Consider the following 18,044-nt stretch of genomic DNA (forward strand, 5'->3'; position numbering starts at 1 on the left):
ATTCCTACTTATATTCTTCATCTAATAATTTTAAAAACTTTTCTACTTGTGGGAGTTCTGCCATTTGATGATCATACGCGACATATGTTGAACGCGTCAATGGTACGTGATCGATTTCTACCTTTTCAGTATGGAATTTCGATAAGTCCATCGTGTTCGTAATAATCGTTGGTAGTACTGTCATCCCTACACCTTTAAGTAACAACTCTCGACACGTCGTTACTTGATCGACATAGAGTTGTGGCTTATATGGTTTATTAAAACTCTTTTCAAAAAACTGTTTGAGCTGGTTAATATACCAAGGATCTGCTTGAAATTCGATGAGCGGTTCGTTTTCAAGCGACTTATTTTTTGGCGCAACTAAATAGTGCTCATCCGTAAATAACAAACGATTTTCTAAATTTAATATTTTATTGCCACGTATAATCGCTAAATGATATCGATCGACGTTATCAATAATTTTTGATGAAGAACCGATTTCAAGCTGTATATCAACGTTCGGATATCTTTTCAAAAACTTCTCAAGTAACGTCGGCATAATCATATACCCAAGTAACGACGCCACTCCGATTTTTAATTTACCTTCAACTTGATGCTTATTAATATGAATGTTTTCTTTTAGTAAGAGTTCTGTTTCTACGATTTGTTTCGCGTGCTCGATAATCTTCTCACCCGCACTTGTCTTAATAAGTTCTTTTTTTGTGCGGATAAAGATCTGTACACCCCAGTAATTCTCGATTGTCTTTAAACGTTGACTCACAGCAGGTTGCGATATATATAACGCTTCGGCTGCTTGACGTAACGTCTTTTCTTTATCGAGTGTAACGAGTAATTCATAATCATCAAATCTCATTTTCTCTCTCCATCATTTCATACATAAACTGCCCTCTTTTAACGACCTCGTCAAACTGATAGTCTATTAAACGCTCGACGTCTGATGCAATTCTATACGCAAAATCTCTCTCTTCTGGTGTGACTTTGCCGTATTTTAATGCACGAATGATATCATCTTCATCGACGAGTTCACTTCGACCGTCTGGTAGTGCAAGAACATCTAAATATAAATCTTCTCGTCTCGCTCGACCGAGTTCTAACGTGTTTGATTTATTTATATCAAAATAATATTGAACCGCTTCATCATTTTCATTGAACATTACAGTAAGACTATAATGATCGCCTTCACCCATCATCGTAATCCACTTATAATGATCGTCTGCAACTTTAATCTTTTCACCAACAATCGTCACAGTAAGTGGATGATACACTGAATGAATATAATAGCATCCGATGAGGACCTTTTTACCTTCATATGTTGTTAATACTTCTTTATAGTCGGAATGTCTAATTCGGCGCCAGTCTTTTTTATTCAAATACTTTGTCTTCATCGCCTCATCTCCTTCTATAAGTATACAAAATTTATATCGTTAAAGTATAACTTAATACATTAAAAAGGAGAACCTTTCTGCTCTATCTCTATGTTTTTGGCGAATATTTTGGTTGAAACGATCGTGTGCTTCAATTTGCGTCAACGAAATCAATTAATTTTTACATAAAACGTTTTTTCGTTAAATTGTTTTTCATCTTTTAATACAAAACGCTTTTGCGTAAAAGGGCGTGCTGATTCGTTAACACAAACGCACTAATCGTCAAACTAATCCACAACTCGTTTACGCAAATGCAATTTGCGTAAAATAAACACACGAAACAACCTATCCTATCCCGAAATTTACGGATGAAAAACTAAAAAAGACTGTAGATCTTGTCTACAGTCTTAAACTTTTACTTTACAACTACTGATAATTCAACATACATTGGTGAATCTCCGTCGTTGTAGTGATCTCCGATAATGTAGAGTGTATCTCCTGACATATCAAAGTTCATTTCGTTTAGTTTATTAAATTCTTCTTCTTTGTCTGTTTCAGCGACTTCGACAAAATCGTACTTTTTAGATACTTCACTGTACGGCTTCGTTTTAATATCATTAAATAGTTGCTTCACATCATCGACTTTATTTAAATCGACTTTATATAACATATTTCCACTGTAACCATTAAACTCATAGTCGTGTTCTTTCATAAATGACTGAAGTGCTTTGTTGTATAGTGATGTCAGACCGGAATACGCACTAAATACATTGTAATTCGTGTTCACTTCTATATTAATAGTTCCTGTTTCAGCATATATATCAGATTCTGTGTCGATGTTGTTCATCTCATTTTGATAACCTTTAGCTAATACATTGAAATCTTTTAATGATATCTCTTCTGGATCAAACATCATACTACCAATTGTCATTGTTGAGATTGATTCAAACTTCTCACTTTTCACTTGATATAAAAAGTCTTTGTCTTTACTAAACGATGGTATATCTGAATTGATAATACGCTGTCCGACGTCGCTTGATGCACTGATTTCTCCGAATTGTCGCGACACTAATTTACCATTTTTTAGTAAGTAAGTGATTGTAACAGTTGGTGCGAGTTCTTCATTATTTCTACCTGAATCCGTGCGTACAATTTCGCTATGCAGATCACGTACTTCTTTGATTTTGTCTGTTTCGATATCAAACGTATAGTTTTCGTTAAACTTGTCTGAGTCTTTAACATTGACATTGTGAATACCATTTCCATCGTTATAGTTTACACCTTTAATGTCTGCTTCATTCGGTATATAACTCGTATAACGATCCCAGTAAACGAAGAATCCAACTAAGAATAATACGACACTGATTAGTGTAATCATCGCTTCTTTTAATCTGAATTTGATGCGCACTGTGTCTTGAGTAAACATGAGTACAAATACGTATGTGACGACTGCACTAAACGTAATGATTAAGATCGATAACGTTCTGTAATCTGGTAAGAGTACTGATAATACACCACTTAATAGTAACATTCCGAGAATCGATAGTAATACGACGAGTACGTAGTACATAAATTGATAGTTAAACGGTTGGTTCACACGCTCGTTACGTCTAATTTTATATAGATAAGCACTGCCGACGAGTAACCCGATAATCACAACTAACCAAATGATGAACGAACTTCCACCAAATCCGCCTTCGCCAAATGCTTTAAATAAGTATATGACTATACTTGTGTTTTCCATCGGTTCAAGTAGCGTTCTAAATCCACCAGCAGTGTATAACATAATACCGTCAAAGAATGTCGCTGCATTAAATACAATCGCAAACCATAATACATAAGGTACAAACATCATGATGAGTATCATTTCGATATGCAGTGTGATTGAGTTTACAAACATCCCAGCAAACACACTGATAATAAACACCATTACCTGAGCGATTAGTATAAATAATAGCCAAACAGCGATGTGCTTCATTGAAATTGGTATACTGATAAATGTTTTTTCAATCATGATAACGAATGCTGTAAGTAGTGTCGGCACAAAAATCGCAATTACACCCACAAAAAATCCGCTATTAAAAATCGCGAGTCGCTTAATTGGAAGACTGTGGATAAAATCATTCGTGTCCGCATTGTTTTTATAGTTATAAATTACGATCGCTAACGTCGCACTGAAAATAATAGAAATAATTAAATGAGCATGACCATACAAGAATAATACATTATCATTCCCAAAAGTCGTTCCATAATCTGCAGCACCCATATTCAGTGATGATATATATATTGGTAACGGTAATGATAGTAATGATAATAAGAAATATCCGACCGTTAACCACATAACTGAACTCGTAAAGTTTTTAACGAGCACTTTATTCAACAATGATGTTTTCGATTGCATATCCTGTCTCCCCCATTTCATAAGCGAACATCTCATCTAACGTAATTGGTAAAATATCGTACATGAGTGGTTCGTATTTTGAAATATTCACTTCGACATTTTTAATGTCGCCTTTAATAATCGCTGTAATTACGCGTCCTTGAATCGAGTGTTGGACGACGTTTAACTTTTTGTAGAACGATTCGTCTGGTAACTCTTTAAACGCGATTTGTAGTTTACAATGCGTATCTTTCATATCATGAATACTGTTTGTGTACAGTACTTTTCCGTCGTGCATAATTGATATCGCATCACATATGTTTTCCATTTCGAGTAAGTTATGGCTCGATAAGAATACTGTTAAGCCGTAACTTTCAACGTCTTGTAAAATGATGTTTTTAATTTGTCTTCGAACGATTGGATCTAACCCGTCAAACGGTTCGTCGAGTAATAGTACGTCTGGTTTAGATGAAAACGCAAGTATAAATGACGCTTGACGTCTCATCCCTTTAGACATTTCATTTAATGGTTTTTTCGGATTTAACTTAAAGTAACTATACAGCTTTTCAAAACGTTCGTCGCTCCAGTTACTGTAAAGTGTCTTATAATGATTTGCCATTTGCATTAACGAAAATCCACTAAAGAAAAAAGGCATATCTCCTATAAAAATTACGCGGTTTTTCACGTCTAGGTTTTCAAAAACAGGTGCGTCATCGAATAGCGCTTCACCTTCATCTGACTTATAAATACCTGCTAATATTTTTAAAAGCGTCGTTTTACCTGCTCCGTTAGAACCGATAAGCCCGTGTATCGTTCCACTTTTGACGTTTAAGTCAACTTTATTTACTGCAAGTTCATCGATAAAACTTTTGCTGAGCTTGTGTGTATTTATGTTCATTTACTTAACCTCCTATATTTATACTTCGCAACGGTCGACAGCACGTTTGATATCTTCTTTAGTTTCGTTCATATGTAATAGCTCGAGTACTACACGATTGAAACTTCCGTACAGTTCTTTAATGTATTGGTTATTTTGAGTGTCATCGGCCATTTCTTGTACGTAACTTCCTTTTCCTGGAATCGAGTAAATGTATCCTTGCTGCTCAAGTTCACCATAAGCTTTTTGAATCGTATTCGGGCTGATTGTCAGTTGACCCGCAAGCGCCCTTACGGATGGCATCTTTTCATCTGGTAATAATACTTGTTTAATAATCATTTCTTTTATATGATCAATCAATTGTTCATATATCGGGGTATCTTTAGAAAATCTTAAATCGAACATATTGCACCTCCATCTAACTGTCTCACTTAATATAATACAGTGAGCTTTAAAAAAATACAACTGTATTACTCAAATTAATACAGATATTTTTTAAATAAAAAATAGAAGTGGGAATCCACTTCTATTATTCTGGATTATTTTTAATATTTTCTTCAATAATCGTATCGTTGATAATCATTTCCATTTGATAAATACGGCTCACTAAACCGTGAAGCTGTGCTTGAGTGATTGCATATATTGGCCATGGTAATGCAGGATCAAAATCATGTAATGCCATAATGAATGATTTTTCGTGTTTTAACTCTCGAAATTCTAACCAACTATCACTTTTTTTAGCCAAACGTCCTCCGACGACGTCAAAAACGATTTGCCTTTCAGGTGTATCTTTTCTACGTCTTAATGTGAGTAACGGTGTTCGAGATGTTTCTATCGTCATGTGGATTTCATCGTCAACATAATCGATTTTAAACATACCGAATATAATTTCATCGAGCCATTTAAAATAATATTTCATAACTCCTTCAAGCGTCCAACCTCTCGGTATTTCAGCGCGCTGTGCACTGCGCATCGTTTTGTTATGAGAGTTATTATATTTTAAACTTTTACCGAGGCGTTTCACTCTCGTATCAGTCGTTATCACGTTAACATCATACGATGTCAACGTACGCTTCACGTCTTCGTGTAATATTTCTTCTGAAATATAGATAATGTCTTTCACACTATTATATTCAGCTGCACGCCCGACGTTATCTGCAATGAGTTCAAAGAACGTATCGAAACGCCCTTGTGTGATTTTACTGAACCGCATTATTGGATCTTCAAAAAATATAATTAAATCCATCCCTTTAACCGCTTCAACCATATGTTCTAGTTTATATGGATTTAAATAGACCGGGTGAATTTTATCTAACGTTTCCGTATCTTTTTTGCTCATAAACGCATACAGTTCATATGTATCTTTTAAAGTGTCATACAGATTTCTACCAATTTCTCCGTAAACACCAATGAGTAATATCTTTTTCATGCGTTACACCTCTTTAAAGTTAATACCTCTATCAAGTACTGCAAATACGACTAACAACACTATTAATACGATTGCCATGCTGAAAAACGGAATCGTAAACTGTTCTGTAAAGTACCCTGCAAGTGTAGAACCGACGACTGATCCAACTGAGAAGAACGCATAAAATATACCGTTCGCTTTCCCACGTTCACTCATCGTCGTAAATTGTCCGATCAATTTATTCATCGATGGGAATACGAGCGCATATCCTACTCCGTATATACCGAGTGCTGCGTATAGCATGCTCATACCTTGTCCAAAGTGAATGAGAATCATCGCAAGAGAAATAATAACGAGACCGATTTTTATTAATCTGTTTACAGCGACTCGGTTAAACATATTATTTAACGGAGAGCCAAATACGATTACAGCTGTAATTCCAAATACACTTAAGAGCATCCCTGTCACTCGATCATCTAATCCGAGCGACATCGTTTTAATCGGTAACGCAAAAGATAAAGCACCCATTGACGTCATTAATGCTAAAGACGCAATGTATGCAATGACTAACGGACGTCTCGTAATTAATGTCGTCCATTTCGTCTCATTATATTCTCTTCTCGACTGTACAGTTGTACTTTCTTTAACCGCAACAATCGTAAGTAAAAGTCCAACTACATACACAAGTGCTAGTATTAAGTACGTATTCGCGTATCCATACATGCTAGAGAGGATACCGCCTGCTGCAGGACCGAAAATCGCAGCAAGTCCAATCGATACACCAGTTAACGCCATCGCTTTTCCGATTGCTTCACGCCTAGAAATATCTTGAACTAAACTAAACGCAGCCGGCGTAATCATACCGCTCGTAAATCCGTGCACGACGCGAATACCAATTAACACACCAATCGTTGGCGTCGATATATATGAGCTAATAATTAGCACTTGTAGAATCATTCCAAGAAGAAGTGTTCTCTTCCTACCAAATCTATCAGAAAAATATCCACCGAGAACGTTACCGAGAACATTCGTTACAGAATACGCTGCAACGACGACACTCGCCATAAACTCACTTGCACCAAGTTCAAGCGCGTACGGCGTAACGATCGGGAATTGAACAAATAAATCTAAAAAGCATATGATAATAATGACATATATTAACTTTCTCAAACAAAACCTTCCCTACATTTATGTAATAGCTCTATTATATTAAAAGAGATGCATAAAGTCATGATGTGGGGTTGATACTCTTAACCTGAGCGCTCGTTTTCATTGGAGCACCTCTAAGTATTGACGTATTTCGTTTTCTACATTTAATATATCTGCGTATTTTATTAATTCTCTTACATTAATTTGTTTATTCGAAAAGTATTGTTTTATTGCATGAGTGAATATTTGAGGATCAATTTTATCTTTATTCTTTACAACATCACATATTGTGCGCTCAATATTATAAAGAATGATTTCTCCTCCAAAAGGGCTTCTACCTTTCACTTTTCCAAGATCAAGCACATCTTTTTTTACATAATGTACTTTTAGGTTTTCATGTCGCCTTTTTAATCTAGATGCATTATACCCTTGAGGTACAGTAATATGGATGTGTGAAGGAACTCTATCCGATAAATCGTGAAAATATAAAGCCGTATGATAAGAATAAATAACCCGATCACTTGTCTTTTGTAGGAGTACATACTCATCTATAAATTCATCTTTTAGAGCATATATACCATGTGCGATTCTATCAATTTTATTTTCATTTGCTAAATATGATAATTTAAATCGATCAATACCATGTTGTTCTGCTTCTTTAACGTATATGAAGCCATCGTTTTTTAATAGTTGTTCTAATATGTATCTATTTTTGTTCATGATATCCCTCATTTCACATTCGTGCTTTAATTATATGATTTTAAAGTACATTTGTAAATTGATGTATATCATAAAAAACGCTCCTGACTTTATCAGGAGCGTCGAACGTTATTTTTTACTTAAACTTTGGTCATATGCATCGATGATACCTGCAATAGCACCATCACCTGTGATGTTTGCTGCAGTTCCAAAGCTATCTTGTGCCATATATAATGCAATCATTAACGCGACTGCCGCTTCGTTGAAGCCTAAATGTGATACGAGTATTCCACTTGCCGCCATTACTGCGCCTCCTGGCACACCAGGTGCTGCTACCATCACGACACCAATGAGTAATACGAACCCTATCATTTTTAACATTCCAGGTGTATCATATTCAGGTAATACACTCATTACAGCAATTGAACATGATGTAATTGTAATTGCTGAACCAGATAAGTGAATGTTCGCTCCGAGTGGGATAACGAAGTCTGCGATTTTGTCACGCACACCCATCTCTTTTGCTTTTGGTAACGTGACTGAGATTGTCGCTGCACTACTCATCGTACCGAGTGCTGTTACGTATGCTGGAAGCATTGTTTTAATCATCTTAAATGGATTTTTACCAAGTAATGATCCTGCGATTGTGTACTGAACTGTAATCCATGTCCAGTGGAGTAAAATCGCAATGAGTAACACAACTCCAAATACTGAAAGTGTTCTAAACACCGTTCCTGTAGATGCCATTCCTGCAAATACCCCAGCGATGTAGAACGGTAAAATTGTGATAACTACTTTTTCGATTAAAAATTCAACGACTTGTTTACCGTCGTGTATCCATTGTTTCATCGTCTCAGCTTTGATGATATTAATGACGATACCAACTGAAAACGCAAGTACTAGTGCCGTTAAAATATCAAGTGGTGCTGGGATGTCGAACTCTAACAGTGGTCCGAGCTCTGTTCCTTCCTCTTGAAGTTGTCCACCTTTAGTGACGATTGGCATTAAGAATTTAGCAACGATAAACGCTAAAAATCCTGCACCAATTGTAGAGATGTATGCAACTCCTAACGTTGCACCTACAACTTTTCCAGCACCTCGTCCAATAGATGAAACCCCGTTAGCAATAAAGAAAAATATAATTAACGGAATTAAAAAGAATATAAACGATCCGAGTATGCTTTGCATCGTGATGAATAATCGTGTCACGATTTCCATAATGCTGTGGAACGTTGTACCATCTGCCGAGAAGTAATAAATTGAACCAACGATAATTCCGGCGATGATTCCTGAAAATAACTTAATAAGTAATTTCATTTTTTATCCTCCTACTCTTTTTTTAATTTCTAAAACACCTTTTCGTATGCAACGTACCATTCATTTAAATTGTTATGAAGGTTTAGTTTACCTCTGTACTCGTATCCGCGCTTTTCGAATAGACTTTGCATAGGAAAGTTATTTAGATTGGTGTCCGTATGGACACCGAGATACCCTTCATTTTTAAAGTGCGCTTCAACTTCGTCAAATAGTTTCGATGCGATACCTTGTCCTTGAGCTCTTGGGTCGACTGCTGCTCTATGAAAAGCAATACTATCTAATCTCGCCAGTTCCCAAGGGATATCGTCGTACTCATATGCATGATGATTATCTGCAACGATAAATCCAAGTACTTTCCCATCTTCTTCATAAATGTATAAGTTTTCGTTCTCTATGTCATTTAAAAGCGTGTCACGTGCTGGATAACTTTCGCTCCACTGGTTGTTTCCGCTTTCTTTCATCAGTATAACAACGGCATTTTTTATTGACATTATGTCGTCAATATCAGAATTTTTACCTTTTCTTATCCCCATTTTCATCTTCCTTATTAAAATCAGTGCTTTAAAATATTTCTTATACATGATATTATACAGATATATATATCAAGTTTGAAGACAATTTTAAAAAAGGCGGTGCCTAAATGTTTAAGTACGATAAAGACACAAAACCGTACCACATTAAGAATTTTATTTTTTACATTTTTGCTTTTATTGTTTTGGGAGCGATTTACTACTTCGCATTCCTACCACCATTACTTGACGCGACGAGCGGAGAATTCTTTAACGAATTTGGTTTTAGACAGTTTGTTGGAAGTATTTTCTTCCTCATCTTATTCGTTTTACCATTCGCTTTAATTTACGGCGCGTTTTACCATTTCAAAGGCTTTACTGATAAAAATGTAAGAGCACATCAGAAGTAATTATTATTGATTACATAGTAATATCCTCTTAAGTAATAAACTTAAGAGGATATTTTTTATGCTTTATATGCGATATCTTTTCTATAAAAGAAATCTGATGATTCGTATTTCACTTTAGATAATGTGTCGTACGCATTTTCTTTTGCTTCCTCGATTGTACCTCCGCGTCCAATCGCAAGTAATACACGGCCACCATTTGACTCGTATGTGTCGCCGTCTAAATGCTTTAATGCACTGACGTAAATGTCTGCCATCGTATCTTTTTCGATTATGATCTCTTTTGCTTTCTCATAATCACCTGGATATCCTTCTGAAGCGAGTATGACTCCAACCGCATATTCATCTTTAAACGATAATTGAAGAGGCTGTTTATTGTACATATTCTCTAACAATTCGACAAAATCTGTTTCTAATAAATCGAGAAGAATCTGTGCTTCTGGGTCACCGAATCTTGCGTTATATTCGATTGTTTTTACCCCGTCTTTTGTAATAATAGCACCGAGATAAAGAACCCCGAAATAATTTAATCCTTCCTCGACCATCGCGTTTACCGTCGGACGTACGATCTTTTCTACCGCTTCATCGATTATATTTTGAGAAATATAATCTACAGGCGCATATGCACCCATTCCACCAGTATTTGGTCCTTCATCGTTATCAAATGCACGTTTATGGTCTTGTGCGATAATGTTAAATGGCGTGAACGTATCACCATTTACGAGGACCATTAAACTAAATTCGTCACCGTCTAAAAATTCCTCGATGACGACTTCGCCGTCAGTTTCCATCAGTTCATCAAGCGCCTTCTTTGCTTCGCTTAAATCTTGAGCGATGATAACCCCTTTACCTGCTGCAAGTCCGTCTTTTTTAATGACGATTGGAAAATCTCCATTTTCTAAGTACGTAGTTGCTTTCGCCTTATCTGTGAACACTTCGTAACTTGCTGTTGGAATGTCGTATTTTTTCATTAAGTGTTTTGTAAATGATTTAGAAGACTCCATTTGTGCCTCTAGTTTTCTAGGGCCAAATACTTTTAAGTTAAACTTGTCTTCAAGTCCGTCTACAATGCCTTCAGATAATGGATCTTCTGGACCAACAACGACCCACTCAACACTGTTTTCTTTACAAAACTCACCAATTTGGTCGAATTCAGAAACTGGGATGCCTTCGACAAGCGTCGCTTCCGTCATTCCGTCATTCCCAGGTAACGCAAATACTTCATTTACTCTATCTGAACGATTCAATGCACGCACAATCGCATGCTCTCGCCCACCACTTCCAATAACTAAAGTATTCATAAATTATTCTCTCCTAATGTTTAAAGTGTCTCATACCAGTTGTGACCATCGTCATATCATGTGCGTCACAGTAATCGATTGAATCTTGGTCACGCTTAGATCCACCTGGTTGAATAATTACCTTGATGCCTGCTTCGTGTGCGACTTGTACAGAGTCTGGCATTGGGAAGAACCCATCACTTGCCATAACGACTGTTCCATCTAACTCTTTTGTTGCACGTTCAATCGCAATTTTTAACGCACCGACACGGTTCATTTGTCCTGCACCAATACCGACTGTACGATGCTCATCAGCAAGCACAATCGCGTTTGATTTTACGTGTTTAACAACTTCTAACGCGAGAGCAAGTGCACGGTATTCACTGTCTGTCGGCTCTTTTTTCGTTACGACTGTTACGTCATCCATATTTAACGGAGCGTTATCCCTATCTTGGATTAAATACCCACCTGAAACGCTAACGATTTCTTCATCGCCTGTTTGTTCAGTGAAGTCAATTTCTAATACACGTAAGTTCTTTTTCTCTTGAAGTTTTTCTAATGCCGCTGCAGTGTATTTCGGTGCGATAATCACTTCTAAAAAGATTTTGCTTAATGCTTCTGCTGTTTCTAAATCAACTTCTTTGTTTAACGCAACGATTCCACCAAAGATTGACTGTGGATCTGCGTCATACGCATTTTGAAACGCGTCGTAAATCGTATCGCCAACGCCGACACCACACGGGTTCATATGTTTAACAGCAACCGCTGCAGGACCGTTAAATTTACGCGCGAGTAAATACGCACTATCTGCGTCACGGAAGTTGTTGTATGATAACTCTTTTCCGTTTAAAATCTTTGCATTTAAAATCGTGTTCGGTGCACTTGTCGTACGAATATAACGTGCTTTTTGGTGAGGGTTCTCACCATAACGAAGTGTTTCTTCAGCTTGACTAAAGAAGTTTGTGATCGCTTGGTCATAATTTGTCGTATGTTTAAATACTTTAACCATTAACTCTCTTCTAAATTCTTCTGTTAAGTCATCTGTTTGAATTCGGCTAATGACCGCATCGTAATCAGCTGGATTGACGACTGCGAGTACGTGTTTATAGTTTTTAGCCGCTGCACGTAACATCGTCGGACCACCGATATCGATATTTTCAATCGCATCTTCAATCGTTACGTTTTCATCTTTTACCGTTTCTTCAAACGGATAAAGGTTAACGACAACCATGTCGATTAACTCAATATCTTGCTCTTTTAATTCATCTAAATGAGACTGTTTACTACGATCTGCAAGTAAACCACCATGTACTGCTGGATGTAATGTCTTCACTCGGCCATCCATAATTTCAGGGAAGTGCGTGAGTTCTGACACACTTTTTACAGGGACGTTCGCTTTTTCTAACGCTTCAAGCGTACCTCCTGTACTAAATAATTCGTAGCCGTTATCTACGAGTTTCTGTCCAAATTCAGTAATTCCTGTCTTATCTGAAACACTGAGTAACGCTCTCATTCTTTTACCTCCAACACTTTTTTAAGCGCGCGAATATATAATTTATATTCGGCTTCATGAATTTTCTCTTCAAAACTTTCTAACGTATCGTCATCTTTTAAAACTACTGGTTCTTGGTCGATGATTTCACCAGTATCGATACCACTATCGACGTAATGAACCGTAACTCCACTGACTTTTACACCGTAATTATAAGCATCTAATATGCCGTTTTTACCTTTAAAGCTCGGTAATAACGACGGGTGGATGTTAATAATTTTACGGTCGTATCGTTCGATAAATTCTGCCGATAAAATTTTCATAAATCCTGCGAGTAATATGTACTCGATATTTTTGTCTTTTAAAACATTTAATATTTCAGCTTCGAACTCTTTTTTCGTTTTACCGCTTCTTTCGACAATTTCATACGGTACATTTAAACGTTTTGCGCGTTCAATTGCTTTTGCGTCTTTATTGTCGACAATTAATACTTTTATAGACAGTGGTAAGTCGCTCGTCGCGATATTTTCAAAGTTACTTCCGCTTCCTGAAGCGAATACCGCAACGTTAACCATGGATTGTAAGTCCTTCTTCATTCACTACTTTACCTAAAACGACTGGACTTTCACCTGACGCTTTTAAGTTTTCAAGTGCTTTGTCTTTATCGTTTTCGTCGACGACAATCATAAAACCTACGCCCATGTTAAAGACGTTATACGCTTCGTCACGGTTAATGTTTCCTTTGTCGATTAACCATTCTAAAATCTCAGGTACTTTAACATCTGTCACATCCACTTCAGCTCCGAGCCCTTCTGGTAACGCACGTGGAATGTTTTCATAGAAACCTCCACCTGTAATATGGCTCATCGCTTTAATTTTAACGTCTTCTTGGAGTTTAAGAACTTGTTTGACGTAGATTCGAGTTGGCTCGAGTAGTAAATCGATTAACGGCGTACCGTTTAACGTATCGTTTACGTCGACGTTGTTATCTTTAATGATTTTACGTACGAGTGAATATCCATTGGAATGAATACCACTTGATGGTAACCCGATAATGATGTCTCCTGCATTGACGCTATCAAAATCAACATATTCTGTTTTTTCAACCGCACCGACAGCAAATCCTGCGATATCATATGCACCTTCGTCGTACATATCACCCATTTCAGCAGTTTCTCCACCGATTAACGCACATCCTGCTTGTTTACATCCTTCACTAACACCTTTAACGAGATCAGCAACTTGCTCAGGCACAACTTTATTTACAGCGATGTAGTCTAAAAAGTACAGCGGCTCTGCACCTGTCGTTAAAATATCGTTCACGCACATCGCAACTGCGTCAATCCCAATCGTATCGTGGCGATTTGAATCGATCGCAAGTTGTAACTTCGTACCAACACCGTCTGTACCAGACACGAGTACCGGTTCTTTTAAATTTAACTGCGATAAATCAAACGCTGCACCGAAGCCTCCAAGACCTCCGAGCACTTCTTTACGCATCGTTTGTTGCACGTGCACTTTCATTTGTTTAACCGCTTCATACCCTGCTTCAATATCTACGCCAGCTTGTTTATATTGCTCAGACATAATTAAACTCCTTTAGATTTTTGTTCTTTTTCTTGTGGTAATAAGTCGTCCACAACTTCAATCGGATAATCTCCTGTAAAGCATGCGTCACACTCACCTCTAGAGCCGAATTTTCTATAGACGTCATGCATGCTTTCAACTGACAAATACGTCAGAGAATCTGCGTCAATTTCTTCACAGATTTCTTCAACAGACTTCTTTGAAGCGATAATCTCTGCATGAGTCGAGACGTCGATACCGTAATAGCACGGATCTTTTAACGGCGGCGAAGAGACACCCATGTGTACTTCCGTTGCGCCTGCTTTTCTCAGTGCACGAACGATATACTTACTCGTCGTCCCTCTAACGATTGAATCATCTATGACGATGACGCGTTTCCCTTCAACAATATCTCTCACCGGAGATAACTTCATCCGTACTGCACGTTCTCTAGCTTCTTGACCTGGTGTAATAAACGTACGTCCGACATATCTATTTTTAAGTAGCCCAGCTTCTTGTTTAATACCAGATTCTGATGAAAAACCTCTCGCTGCAGCGAGACTTGAATCGGGCACCCCGATAACGAGATCCGCTTCATGTTTAAACTCCTTCGCAAGGGCAGCTCCGAGTGCTTTACGAATACGGTATGTGGACTGATGACGAAACTCTGAGTCTGCGCGCGCAAAATAAATATATTCCATCGAACATAAATTTGGACGCTCGACATAAGAATACTTATCAAAGTCGATACCGTCGTCAGTAATCGTTATAAATTCACCTGGTTCAATATCACGGACATACTCCGCACCGATTGCTGTAAATGCACACGTTTCACTCGCCACACACCACGCATCGTCGATTCGTCCGAGCATTAACGGACGGACACCGTGGTTATCCATTGCAATCGTTAAACTGTTTTCTTGTAGTAGTAAAAATACAAAAGCACCTTTGACTTGTCTAAGTGCACTTTTAATTCTATCTTTATTTGTTCTTGCTTTAGATCGTTTTAAAAGATGAGCCATCACTTCGACATCTGTTGTCGTTTGAAAGATTGACCCTTCAGATTCTAAAGCTTTTCGTAATTGTATCGCGTTCGTTAAGTTACCGTTATGACATATACCTAAGTCACCAGAATAACTTTTTAGTAATATCGGTTGGACGTTTGCGAGTTCAGACGAAGTTTTTGTCGCATAACGGACGTGTCCAATCGCATTTTTAAACGGCTTTAATGACTCGAGCTGTTCTTTAGATATCGCATCATTTAAAAGGCCCATACCGCGCGCACCAAATAAGTAGTCCTCATTTGATGCGACGATACCTGCACCGTTTTGTCCTCGATGTTGTAAACTATGGAGCGCGATATATGTGAGTTCTGATGCATTTTCATGACCCCATATACCAAACACGCTAAATTCCTCCCCCAGTTATTCTTAATTTAAGCGACTTGTAATTGCTGTTTCGTAAAGTTCTTTCACTTCTGACATCAGTAAGTCTAATTCAAAACCATCTGCTTTCACTTTGAAGTTTTCACCTGTCACTGTACCGATTTCTACAGCGTCTTTAATATTTAATCCTTTTTTACCAACTACGATATACGTACCTGCTGTTTCACTGAATAATAAATCACCACGAACGTCTAATTGAACGTCTGCACCTAAGTCATAGTGCGATAGGAGTTGTGCAAGTTTGATGATGAAACCACCACGACCGATCGGCGCAACTTTTTCTAAATCACCATCTAATAATAATTGTCTTAACTCCATACCACGTGCGTATTCTTTATCTAAATCTACCGTACGTTCTGTATGACGCACTGTATTGTCGACGAGTTTTTCGATTTGGCTTCCGCTAAATTCAGGTGTTAATTCTCCTACGACGTAAATGCTATCGCCTTCTTTTACAAATCGCTCAGTTAAATACGTCACGTCTTCAATTAAACCGACCATACCGATAATTGGTGTCGGTAATACTGGGCCGTCTTTTGTCTCGTTATATAACGAAACGTTTCCTGAAATTACTGGTGTATTTACAGCAACTGATGCTTCAGCCATACCTTTAGTTGACTGTTTAATAATTTCATACATTTCTTTATTTTCAGGGTTACCGTAGTTCAGACCATCCGTCATCGCAATTGGTAACGCACCTGTTGCAAGTGTCGTTCTAAACGCGTGTAATACTGTCTCTTTACCACCGTTATATGGATCTGCTTCTACGTAACGTCCTTTACCGTCAATCGCTACAGCAATCGCTTTATTGCTGTCTCCAATACGGACAATTCCTGCACCAAATCCAGAACCTTGTAGCGTGTCTTCTTTACGATCGAATTTGTTGTAAATGTATGACTTATCTCCAAGTGTTGGATGGTGAATGAGTTGTTTAAAGACGTCGACTAAATCTTCGTTACTATAGTCTACTCTTCTTTCATCTAATTCTCTTTCTTTACCTTCTAAAATAACTTCTGGTGCGTTTTCTAAATGTTCTGTTGGAAGGTCTGCATACTTTTCACCTTCGTAATATAAAACGAGTGATTCACCTTCAGTAACTTCACCGATCACTGCAGCTGGTAAGTCATGTTTTTCGAAAATTTTAATGAACTCTTCTTCTGAACCGTCTTCTACGACGAGAAGCATTCTCTCTTGTGTTTCAGATAACATCATTTCAAATGGTGAAATCGTATCGTCAGATACAGGTACTTTATCTAAATGCATTTCAATACCGTATCCACCTTTAGCTGCCATTTCTGCTGAAGATGAAGTAAGCCCCGCTGCACCCATATCTTGAATACCGACAAGTTTATCGTGTTTGATTGCTTCAAGTGTTGCGTGCATTAAACGTTTACCGATTTCTGGGTACCCTTCTTGTGTATCTGGAATTTCTACTTTACGGTCCTCACCTAACTCTTCACTTGAGAATGACGCACCTAAAATACCGTCTTTGCCTGTTTCAAGACCTGCATAAACGACTTTGTTCCCGACACCTTGTGCGAGCCCTTTTTGAATGTCATCATGATTAATTAAACCGACTGCCATCGCGTTAACGAGCGGACGTCCTTGGAAACGTTCATCGAATTCTACTTCTCCAGTTACAGAGCTAATTTCCATCGTATTACCATAAAATTGTAAACCGTCTGTTGCCTCTTTTAATAACCACTTACTGTTATCATTGTCTAACTCACCAAATCTTAGAGAGTTTACGAGCGCAATTGGTGTTGAACCGATTGATACGATGTCACGTAAAATTCCACCAATACCAGTCGCAGCACCATGGAACGGTGCAACTGCTGACGGAGAGTTATGAGATTCTACTTTAAATACGACCGCTTCATTGTCGCCAATATCCACAACTCCTGCACCTTCACCAGGCCCCATTAATACGCGTTCACCTTTTGAGTTGAATTGGCGTAAAAATGTTTTTGATGTTTTGTAACTACAATGTTCACTCCACATAGACGCAAAAATTCCAGTTTCTGTGTAGTTTGGTTGTCTTCCTAATAACTCAACGACTTTGTCGTACTCATCTTCACGTAATCCCATTTGTGTATATAGTTTCTCATCGGCAATTTGTTGTGCAGTAGGTTCATTAAATTTAGTCATTAT

At 37.7% G+C, this 18,044-nt stretch carries 17 protein-coding genes; 1 reads left to right on the top strand and 16 read right to left on the bottom strand.

What is annotated here, in order from left to right:
* Positions 1 to 4: 4 nt before the first annotated feature.
* The 10 genes from TJ68_RS07345 to TJ68_RS07390 form a co-directional block, all read right to left on the bottom strand.
* Complete coding sequence (locus tag TJ68_RS07345) at positions 5 to 853, bottom strand: LysR family transcriptional regulator (protein WP_040929521.1); 849 nt, start codon at positions 851 to 853, stop codon at positions 5 to 7.
* A complete protein-coding gene (locus TJ68_RS07350) occupies positions 843 to 1,385 on the bottom strand; it encodes a ribonuclease FAU-1 family protein (RefSeq protein ID WP_040929522.1) in 543 nt (180 codons plus the stop codon). Before TJ68_RS07350 ends, TJ68_RS07345 begins: the two co-directional genes overlap by 11 nt.
* 394 nt (positions 1,386 to 1,779) lie before the next feature.
* Positions 1,780 to 3,765: an ABC transporter permease gene (locus TJ68_RS07355; protein ID WP_040929523.1), complete on the bottom strand. Its 1,986-nt coding sequence runs from the start codon at positions 3,763 to 3,765 to the stop codon at positions 1,780 to 1,782.
* Positions 3,737 to 4,642 (bottom strand): ABC transporter ATP-binding protein, encoded by a 906-nt coding sequence (locus TJ68_RS07360; RefSeq protein WP_040929524.1) that lies wholly within the window; start codon positions 4,640 to 4,642, stop codon positions 3,737 to 3,739. Before TJ68_RS07360 ends, TJ68_RS07355 begins: the two co-directional genes overlap by 29 nt.
* Before the next feature lie 18 nt (positions 4,643 to 4,660).
* Positions 4,661 to 5,026: a GntR family transcriptional regulator gene (locus TJ68_RS07365; RefSeq protein ID WP_040929525.1), complete on the bottom strand. Its 366-nt coding sequence runs from the start codon at positions 5,024 to 5,026 to the stop codon at positions 4,661 to 4,663.
* 124 nt (positions 5,027 to 5,150) lie between these two features.
* Positions 5,151 to 6,050 carry a hypothetical protein gene (locus TJ68_RS07370; protein ID WP_052327383.1) on the bottom strand — a complete coding sequence of 300 codons (900 nt, stop codon included), beginning with the start codon at positions 6,048 to 6,050 and terminating at the stop codon, positions 5,151 to 5,153.
* Positions 6,051 to 6,053: 3 nt separating this feature from the next.
* Positions 6,054 to 7,199, bottom strand: coding sequence for an MFS transporter (locus TJ68_RS07375; protein WP_040929526.1), 1,146 nt, complete (start codon positions 7,197 to 7,199; stop codon positions 6,054 to 6,056).
* Positions 7,200 to 7,298: 99 nt separating this feature from the next.
* Positions 7,299 to 7,898, bottom strand: a complete 600-nt coding sequence (locus TJ68_RS07380; protein WP_040929527.1) for a type IV toxin-antitoxin system AbiEi family antitoxin domain-containing protein — start codon at positions 7,896 to 7,898, stop codon at positions 7,299 to 7,301.
* Positions 7,899 to 8,006: 108 nt separating this feature from the next.
* Positions 8,007 to 9,194, bottom strand: a complete 1,188-nt coding sequence (locus TJ68_RS07385) for a dicarboxylate/amino acid:cation symporter (RefSeq protein ID WP_040929528.1) — start codon at positions 9,192 to 9,194, stop codon at positions 8,007 to 8,009.
* Between the two features lie 29 nt (positions 9,195 to 9,223).
* On the bottom strand, positions 9,224 to 9,685 hold the full coding sequence (locus TJ68_RS07390; RefSeq protein WP_162138469.1) for a GNAT family N-acetyltransferase: 462 nt from the start codon (positions 9,683 to 9,685) through the stop codon (positions 9,224 to 9,226).
* Positions 9,686 to 9,834: 149 nt separating this feature from the next.
* On the opposite strand from TJ68_RS07390, the gene TJ68_RS07395 reads away from it, so the two are divergent.
* Positions 9,835 to 10,113 (top strand): hypothetical protein, encoded by a 279-nt coding sequence (locus TJ68_RS07395; protein WP_040929530.1) that lies wholly within the window; start codon positions 9,835 to 9,837, stop codon positions 10,111 to 10,113.
* A gap of 56 nt (positions 10,114 to 10,169) precedes the next feature.
* Here the strand turns inward: TJ68_RS07395 and purD are convergent, their stop codons facing one another.
* From purD to purL, 6 genes are read right to left on the bottom strand one after another with little or no spacing between them, the layout of a single operon-like run.
* A complete protein-coding gene (gene purD, locus TJ68_RS07400) occupies positions 10,170 to 11,411 on the bottom strand; it encodes a phosphoribosylamine--glycine ligase (RefSeq protein ID WP_040929531.1) in 1,242 nt (413 codons plus the stop codon).
* A gap of 13 nt (positions 11,412 to 11,424) precedes the next feature.
* Entirely contained in the window at positions 11,425 to 12,903 is a 1,479-nt protein-coding gene (gene purH / locus TJ68_RS07405; RefSeq protein WP_040929532.1) for a bifunctional phosphoribosylaminoimidazolecarboxamide formyltransferase/IMP cyclohydrolase, read from the bottom strand.
* Entirely contained in the window at positions 12,900 to 13,478 is a 579-nt protein-coding gene (gene purN, locus TJ68_RS07410) for a phosphoribosylglycinamide formyltransferase (protein ID WP_238316065.1), read from the bottom strand. Before purN ends, purH begins: the two co-directional genes overlap by 4 nt.
* On the bottom strand, positions 13,450 to 14,469 hold the full coding sequence (gene purM, locus TJ68_RS07415) for a phosphoribosylformylglycinamidine cyclo-ligase (protein ID WP_040929534.1): 1,020 nt from the start codon (positions 14,467 to 14,469) through the stop codon (positions 13,450 to 13,452). Before purM ends, purN begins: the two co-directional genes overlap by 29 nt.
* 2 nt (positions 14,470 to 14,471) lie before the next feature.
* Positions 14,472 to 15,854, bottom strand: a complete 1,383-nt coding sequence (gene purF / locus TJ68_RS07420) for an amidophosphoribosyltransferase (protein ID WP_238316066.1) — start codon at positions 15,852 to 15,854, stop codon at positions 14,472 to 14,474.
* Between the two features lie 24 nt (positions 15,855 to 15,878).
* The gene (purL, locus tag TJ68_RS07425; protein WP_040929536.1) at positions 15,879 to 18,041 is read right to left on the bottom strand and encodes a phosphoribosylformylglycinamidine synthase subunit PurL; all 2,163 of its coding nucleotides are present in this window, start codon (positions 18,039 to 18,041) and stop codon (positions 15,879 to 15,881) included.
* Between the last annotated feature and the right edge of the window lie 3 nt (positions 18,042 to 18,044).

The organism is Nosocomiicoccus massiliensis, assembly GCF_000438455.1.
Classification (GTDB): domain Bacteria; phylum Bacillota; class Bacilli; order Staphylococcales; family Salinicoccaceae; genus Nosocomiicoccus; species Nosocomiicoccus massiliensis.